Source organism: Enterobacter chuandaensis (genome assembly GCF_003594915.1).
GTDB classification, from domain to species: domain Bacteria; phylum Pseudomonadota; class Gammaproteobacteria; order Enterobacterales; family Enterobacteriaceae; genus Enterobacter; species Enterobacter chuandaensis.
In genome coordinates, this window is record NZ_QZCS01000026.1 from 1 (window position 1) to 6,504 (window position 6,504).

At 41.8% G+C, this 6,504-nt stretch carries 5 protein-coding genes; 4 read left to right on the forward strand and 1 reads right to left on the reverse strand.

Annotated features, from left to right (window positions below; all coding sequences use genetic code 11):
- Nucleotides 1-459 precede the first annotated feature (459 nt).
- The 4 genes from sid to D5066_RS22680 all read left to right on the forward strand — a co-directional run bounded on the left by sid (nt 460) and on the right by D5066_RS22680 (nt 5,124).
- Entirely contained in the window at nt 460-1,203 is a 744-nt protein-coding gene (sid, locus tag D5066_RS22665; RefSeq protein ID WP_058663602.1) for a capsid size-determining scaffold Sid, read from the forward strand.
- Nucleotides 1,204-1,206: 3 nt separating this feature from the next.
- Entirely contained in the window at nt 1,207-1,446 is a 240-nt protein-coding gene (locus D5066_RS22670) for an STY4826 family bacteriophage gene regulatory protein (RefSeq protein WP_000468229.1), read from the forward strand.
- Between the two features lie 15 nt (nt 1,447-1,461).
- On the forward strand, nt 1,462-2,028 hold the full coding sequence (locus tag D5066_RS22675) for a phage polarity suppression protein (protein WP_058663597.1): 567 nt from the start codon (nt 1,462-1,464) through the stop codon (nt 2,026-2,028).
- 423 nt (nt 2,029-2,451) lie between these two features.
- Complete coding sequence (locus D5066_RS22680) at nt 2,452-5,124, forward strand: TrlF family AAA-like ATPase (protein WP_119917269.1); 2,673 nt, start codon at nt 2,452-2,454, stop codon at nt 5,122-5,124.
- A 17-nt stretch (nt 5,125-5,141) separates the two neighbouring features.
- On the opposite strand, the gene D5066_RS22685 is transcribed toward D5066_RS22680, so the two are convergent.
- A complete protein-coding gene (locus D5066_RS22685; protein ID WP_119917270.1) occupies nt 5,142-6,323 on the reverse strand; it encodes a tyrosine-type recombinase/integrase in 1,182 nt (393 codons plus the stop codon).
- Nucleotides 6,324-6,504: the final 181 nt, after the last annotated feature.

Genomic DNA, 6,504 nt, shown 5'->3' on the forward strand with positions numbered 1-6,504 from the left:
TTCAGGGCAACAAGTCATTTTGTATTACTCCACCACACAACAGAGCGATTTTTATACAGTGGCAAACAGTGACAATTGTTGACAATCTCTGATAACAAAATGGCAAACCGATAATTACTTTTATTTATATATTTATTATTTTTAATTGCTAAAAAGTCTAAGTAGCTGGCTGGCTGAACAAACTGAAGGGTGAACAGTGGTGAACAGACAGTGAACAGTCAGACCTTCAACTGTTCACCTCTTAACTCACTGTATTACTTATCTTTTTATTTAAGGTGAACAGTGGTGAATAGTTATAAGTAAAAAAACAAACGGTGAGTAAGGTTTTCCTGCGACCTTTCTCTGGCCAGCCTGATTTTAAGGTCTGTTTGTGCCAGCACTCTGACAACGGCAATGAATCGTGTTGTTGTGCAGGAGGCGTCAGAATCATTTCAGGTTGAACACACGGAGAGCCTGAACATGAAACCCGAACTCATTATCAAAGCCATGCAGACCGTTATCAGTAAACAGGATGAAGGCGCGGAACAACGTATTGCCGGTGCGCTGGCCGCACTTAATGAAGCAAAAGACGCACACACGGCCAGCATGGGTAAACTCAGCGACATTGAGGCTTCCATTCAGCGTTGTGAGCAGGAACGACAGACTGCCCTCAGTGAAAGCGCACAGGCCGAACAGGACTGGCGCAGCCGCTTTCGAACCCTGCGCGGCAACCTCACTCCTGAACTGAAAGCTGAACACAGTAAACGTATCGCCAGCCGAGAACTGGCTGATGAGTTCACCGGTCTGATTACCGAGCTGGAGAAAGACAAAGGCCTCGCCATGCTTGGCGCATGCTCCTCCGGTACGGCTTATATCAGCGCCCACGAAAAAGCATTCACCACTTACGCCAACAGCGAATGGAAGAAAGTGCTGGCCGGTATCAGCCCTGCACTGTTACGTGCCTTCCTGTTGCGTATACGGTCGCTGGAAATGAGCGGAGAAACCTCGCCGCGTGCGACCGTGACCCGCGAGCTGGGCGATGCCCTGAATCTGCAGTCAGCCCTGTATCATTTCGATATGGAGCAGGAGCCGGTTCTGTCCATAACGGGCATGAATCGCCCGGTCATAACCGGGGTTGATATGGCGCTGTTAAGAAGCCCGGCCAGACGGATGAAGCTTGCCGCTGAACTGGCCGCAAAAGACCACGAACAGGCAGAGGGCTGAATTATGTTTCACTGTCCGTTCTGCAAAAAGACCGCGCACGTCCGTACCAGCCGTTATCTGTCGGAAAACGTCAAACAACGTTATCACCAGTGTACCAATATCGAATGTTCGGCCACTTTCCGCACCATCGAGTCGGTTGACGGTGTGATACGTGCCGCCCCGGAGAAACCCGACCCCGCGCCGGTGGCGCCACCACCGCCGCGTAAGGTGCAGGGCTGCTACAGTTCGCCGTTCCGGCATTAATCAGGAGAGAAACACGTGACCACTGTGACCATACAGCAGGCCTTTGAGGCCTGTCAGACGAACAAAAACACCTGGCTGAAACGTAAAGCCGAACTGGCCGATCTTGAACGGGAATACCGTGAACAGCTCCTTGCCGGTGACGAACAAATCCCGCGCAGAATGCAGGATTTGCGCGACAATATCGACGTGAAAAGGTGGGAGATTAATCAGGCCGCCGGTCGCTATATCCGCTCACATGAGGAGGTGCAGCACATCAGCATCCGCAACCGGCTCCATGACTTTATGCAGCAGCACGGCGCGGAGCTGGCCGCCACGCTGGCACCTGAGCTGATGGGATATCACGAACAGCTCCCCGCAGTAAAACAGAGCGCCATGCAGCACTCGGTTGATTATCTGCGTGAAGCCCTGTCGGTGTGGCTGGCCGCAGGTGAAAAAATTAATTATTCCGCGCAGGACAGCGACATTTTAACGGCCATCGGATTCAGACCTGATGCGGCCTCGCGGGATGATAATCGCCAGAAATTCACCCCGGCACAGAACCTGATTTACACCCGCCGACGTGCAGAACTGGCCGCACGGTAGCACGCGAAAAAATCCCCGAAAATTCCGCTATTTTTCCCGAAAAAAGCCATGCATCCATAAGGTGCATGGTTTTGCATGCAAATCCCCGTATTTTATTTCCCCCACCACGCCAGTACCGGCGCGGCCTGTGCCGGTTCATGCACCTGCATGAAAACTACCCTATAAAGCGGGCAGGCGTGGCGGGGAGAGCATTGCGCGCATTATTAACCAAGAGGCCTTAGAGTGCATTACGTGGGGTACCTCTCATTACATGCAAGTAGTGATGAAAGAATTTTCGAGTTATGTGATGGTAATGTTCGGTTTCATCAATATATGACTGCTTAAAAAGTGACGAGGTGCAGGTCATTATTGAAGATATTTATTGTTGGCTTAAAATGAGTTTGGATTGTCTTTACATATAGCAATTAATGATAAGGGATCGTAATGATTGGTTCAACCTGGAATAAGTGGGATCTTCACATACACTCACCATTAACGCATGTCAATAACAACTACCAACCGAAAGATATTGATTTATATGTTGATGCGGTTATTAAAAATAACTTAAAACTTATTGCTGTAACAAATTATTGGTTTTTAGCAAATGATGAGCTTGAAATTATAAGAAAAAAATTTGCTGAGAAAAAATATCCAGTATGTGTATTGGCTAATATTGAATTTAGAATTGCGCAACCCAATAAATCTGGTGAATGGATAAATATACACGCAATTTTTTCTGAAAGTATTTCATCAGAGAAAATAAATAGAGTGTTGTCAAGAATAAAGCTTCAAAATACCACGGATGATGGTAAGACTATTTGGTGTAGTAAAGATTCTATGGATGAATCGGGGATTGATTTTAATGAAGCAATTATTAATTATGAGACATTGTGTGAAGGCTTAAAAAATGACTTTGCTATTGGTAAGGATTTCTTCATAGCGATTTGCCCTAATGGATATGGTGGATTTCAACCAGAGAAGACGGAAGGACGCTCGGTAGCTGTTGCAAAAGAAATTGATAAACTAGGGGATATTGTTTTGGGACGACCCCGAGATCGTGATTTCTTTTTATTAGATACACGATATGAAGATGCCCCTAAAAAGCCAGTTTTTGTATGTTCTGATGCACATGATTTTAGCAAAATTGGTAGTAAATATACTTGGGTAAAAGCAAAGCCTTCTTTCCAAGGATTGCGACAAACGCTATTTGAGCCAGCTGAGAGGGTTCAACAATCAGATGATTTTATCGATCTGTCATACGTTAAGCCACATTTTAGTCGGATAGATTTGTCTGGTAATATTTTCAACGAAAATAACCTTTCTTTTAAAAATCAGACAATACCACTAAATAGAAATATGGTTTCAATCATTGGTGGTAGAGGTACTGGGAAAAGTATATTTCTCGATGCAATGAAAAGTGTATTAATGCCGGGCTCCTTTTTAACCTCAGAAAGAAATGTAGCAACTAAAGGTGTTAGTGTATTCTTAGATAAAGGCTATGGTGAAGAATCATCTATTTTGTTTAACTCGGAGACCGCATCACCATATAGTTATCTCCATGTTTCACAAGGGGATATTGTTAATTTTGCAAAAAATCCAGAAAACCTAAGCAATGAAATTAAAAGGATGCTAGGGATTAGAGAAAAACAATACGACTCTGCAAGTATGAGTTTGTTGCTAGATAATCTCTCAAAATATAGAGCATTCGTAGATTACTGGATGCTATCAGATAGTTATGGGAATAGAATTAATACTGATACATTCCAGAATAAAATTATTGAAGAAAATCAGAAACTGACAGAAACATTAACTAATCCTAAAAATAAAGCACTCATTGCTGACTATCAAAAAAATTCTGAGTCAATCAACAAATTACAGTTAGCACTGGATAGAAATCAAGAGTTGATTGCTTTTATTCGAAGAAGTTTCTCAGAAATTAATGAACGTATTGAAAGTTACAATGAATTATCTGTTATTGTGCCGAAGCTACCTTTAACAAATGATTCTTTCTACTGTGAGACGTTAGAGAAAAATGCTAATGAGATTAACGTTAGTATAGGGAATGTGAAGTTAAAAAATGAAGAAATTAAAAAAGGTTTCCTTGAGCAAGGTATTAATCAAGATGTATCATCGCTGTTAAATAAGTTAAGTGAATATCAAGAAAATATAGATAGAGCGAAGGCTAAAATAAAAGAAATCGACGAAAATAAAAATAGATACTTTGCTTATGTAAAAGAACGTAGTGAGTTTGCAGTGAAATATTGTCAATATATAGAAGAGCAAGCTACAGAAATACAGTCCTTATATAACTCCCTTCATATTGAAAATGACAGTTGGAATGAAGAACAAAACCAGATTGTTAGAGATATTTTATCCGATATAAACATTAGTGGAAAAATCATTTTTGATAATGAAAAATTCTATAGAGGGTTAGAAGGTTGTATTAATCGTGGGAAATTTAGGGCATCAAATGAGAAAACAACACGGCAAAAGCTAACGGACACTTTTAATGTACGATCATATACTGATTTTGTTAAGCTGTTAAATAATGAGAAGGTAATTAATCCAGATGGAGAAGGTAAAGCAATTACAATAGAAGATTTTTTCTGGAAAAGTGAGTACTTTAATCAGGGTGGACGATATGAATTAATGCATTATTTATTTTCTCCAGAAAAGATAAAGAGCTATTTATATGTTAATGCTGAATTTACCTACAAAGGTAAAACAGTTGATAAACTCTCAGTTGGTCAGCGTGGAACTTTTTATGTAAGTTTAAAACTTGCGACAGATCCTTTTGGTAGCCCATTTGTTTTTGATCAACCGGAGGATGATCTTGATAATAGTTTTATTATGAAGCAGTTGGTTCCTTTGTTCAAAAAAATAAAAAAATACCGTCAGGTAATTATTGTTACACACAATGCAAATCTAGTAATTAACTCTGACTCAGAACAAGTCATTGTTGCTAATTATGATGGTGATGTTATAAGTTATGAAGTTGGAGCAATAGAAGATGGTAATATCAGAATGCAACAAGGTATAAGGCATCATATTTGTTCGATCCTTGAAGGCGGCCATGTTGCATTTTCTGTTCGCGAGAAAAAGTACGGTATTCAGTAATTATTCTACTTCCCCTCTCACTCAGAGAGGGGAAGGTTTAAAATGAAGTCACAATAAAATTGCATCATCTTTTTTCGCTGTTCTATATATTGTGCATGGTTATAAACACCGCGTATCGAATTTTTATCTACGTGTGCAAGCTGTAATTCAATCCATTTACTATCGTATCCTTGCTCATGCAAAATAGTCGACATTGTGTGCCTAAAACCATGGCCCGTAGCTCGTCCTTTGTAACCAAGTAGCTCAATTACTTGTGACACACTTTCTTTCGAGATCGGTTTGCTACGGTTGTTCCTGCCAATAAAAATGTATGGGTAATGGCCGGTAATAGGCTTGAGCTGTTTAAAGAGATCAACTACTTGAGTAGACAAAGGAACAATATGAGGCCTACGCATTTTCATTCTCTCCGCAGGTATCTCCCATATACCTTTCTCAAGGTCCACTTCTTCCCAAGTAGCAAAACGCATCTCCTGCGTTCTTACACCAGTCAGCATGACTATCTTCGTAGCATTTTTGGTGATGATGCTACCGGTATACGCTTCGAGATCCCGAATAAAATGAGGCAATTCTTCGGCAGATAGAAATGGATGATGTTTTTGCTTAGGAACGGCCAGAGCGATGGCTAAATCAGGCGCAGGATTGTATTCAGCGCGGCCAGTTATGATTGCGTAGCGATAAACCTCGCCGCACCTCTGACGCACCTTACGTGTTTTCTCTAGTGCCCCACGCTTCTCTATTCGTCGCAATACTTCAAGCAGTTCTAACGGTTTGATTTCACTGATAGGGCGTTTACCAATGAACGGGAAAACATCTTGCTCAAATGTCTTAATGATTTCTTCGCGATAGGCCACTGTCCAGCGGTCAGCTTTGTTAGTGTGCCATTCTCGACATATGGTTTCGAATGAGTTCTCTGTTGAGAGTTGCTGTGCCAGTTTTTGGGCTTTACGTTCTTCCACTGGGTCTATGCCGTTTGCTACCTGCTTACGAGCGGTATCGCGTTTCTCACGTGCTTCTGCGAGGCTCACAAGGTCGTAGCTGCCAAATGACATTAGCCGTGCTTTACCGGCAAAACGAAAGCGGAAGCGCCAGCCCTTTGAGCCGTCTGGATTGATGAGTAATGACAGACCTTGTCCATCGTTCAATGTATAGGGCTTGTCTTGGGGCTTTGCTCGCTTAATTTGTATGTCTGTTAGTGGCATGTGTATAAGTCAAAAATGTGTATAAAAAATCTATACACATCACTATACATATTTTTCATGGATTCAGGGAGAACTTGTCGGACGGTTACGGATAAGTGATTTACTATGTATGTTGAAAATAAAGGATTTTTAGACGTTCTCGGATGGCGGCGGAGGAATTTTGGCGGAAGATCACAGGAGT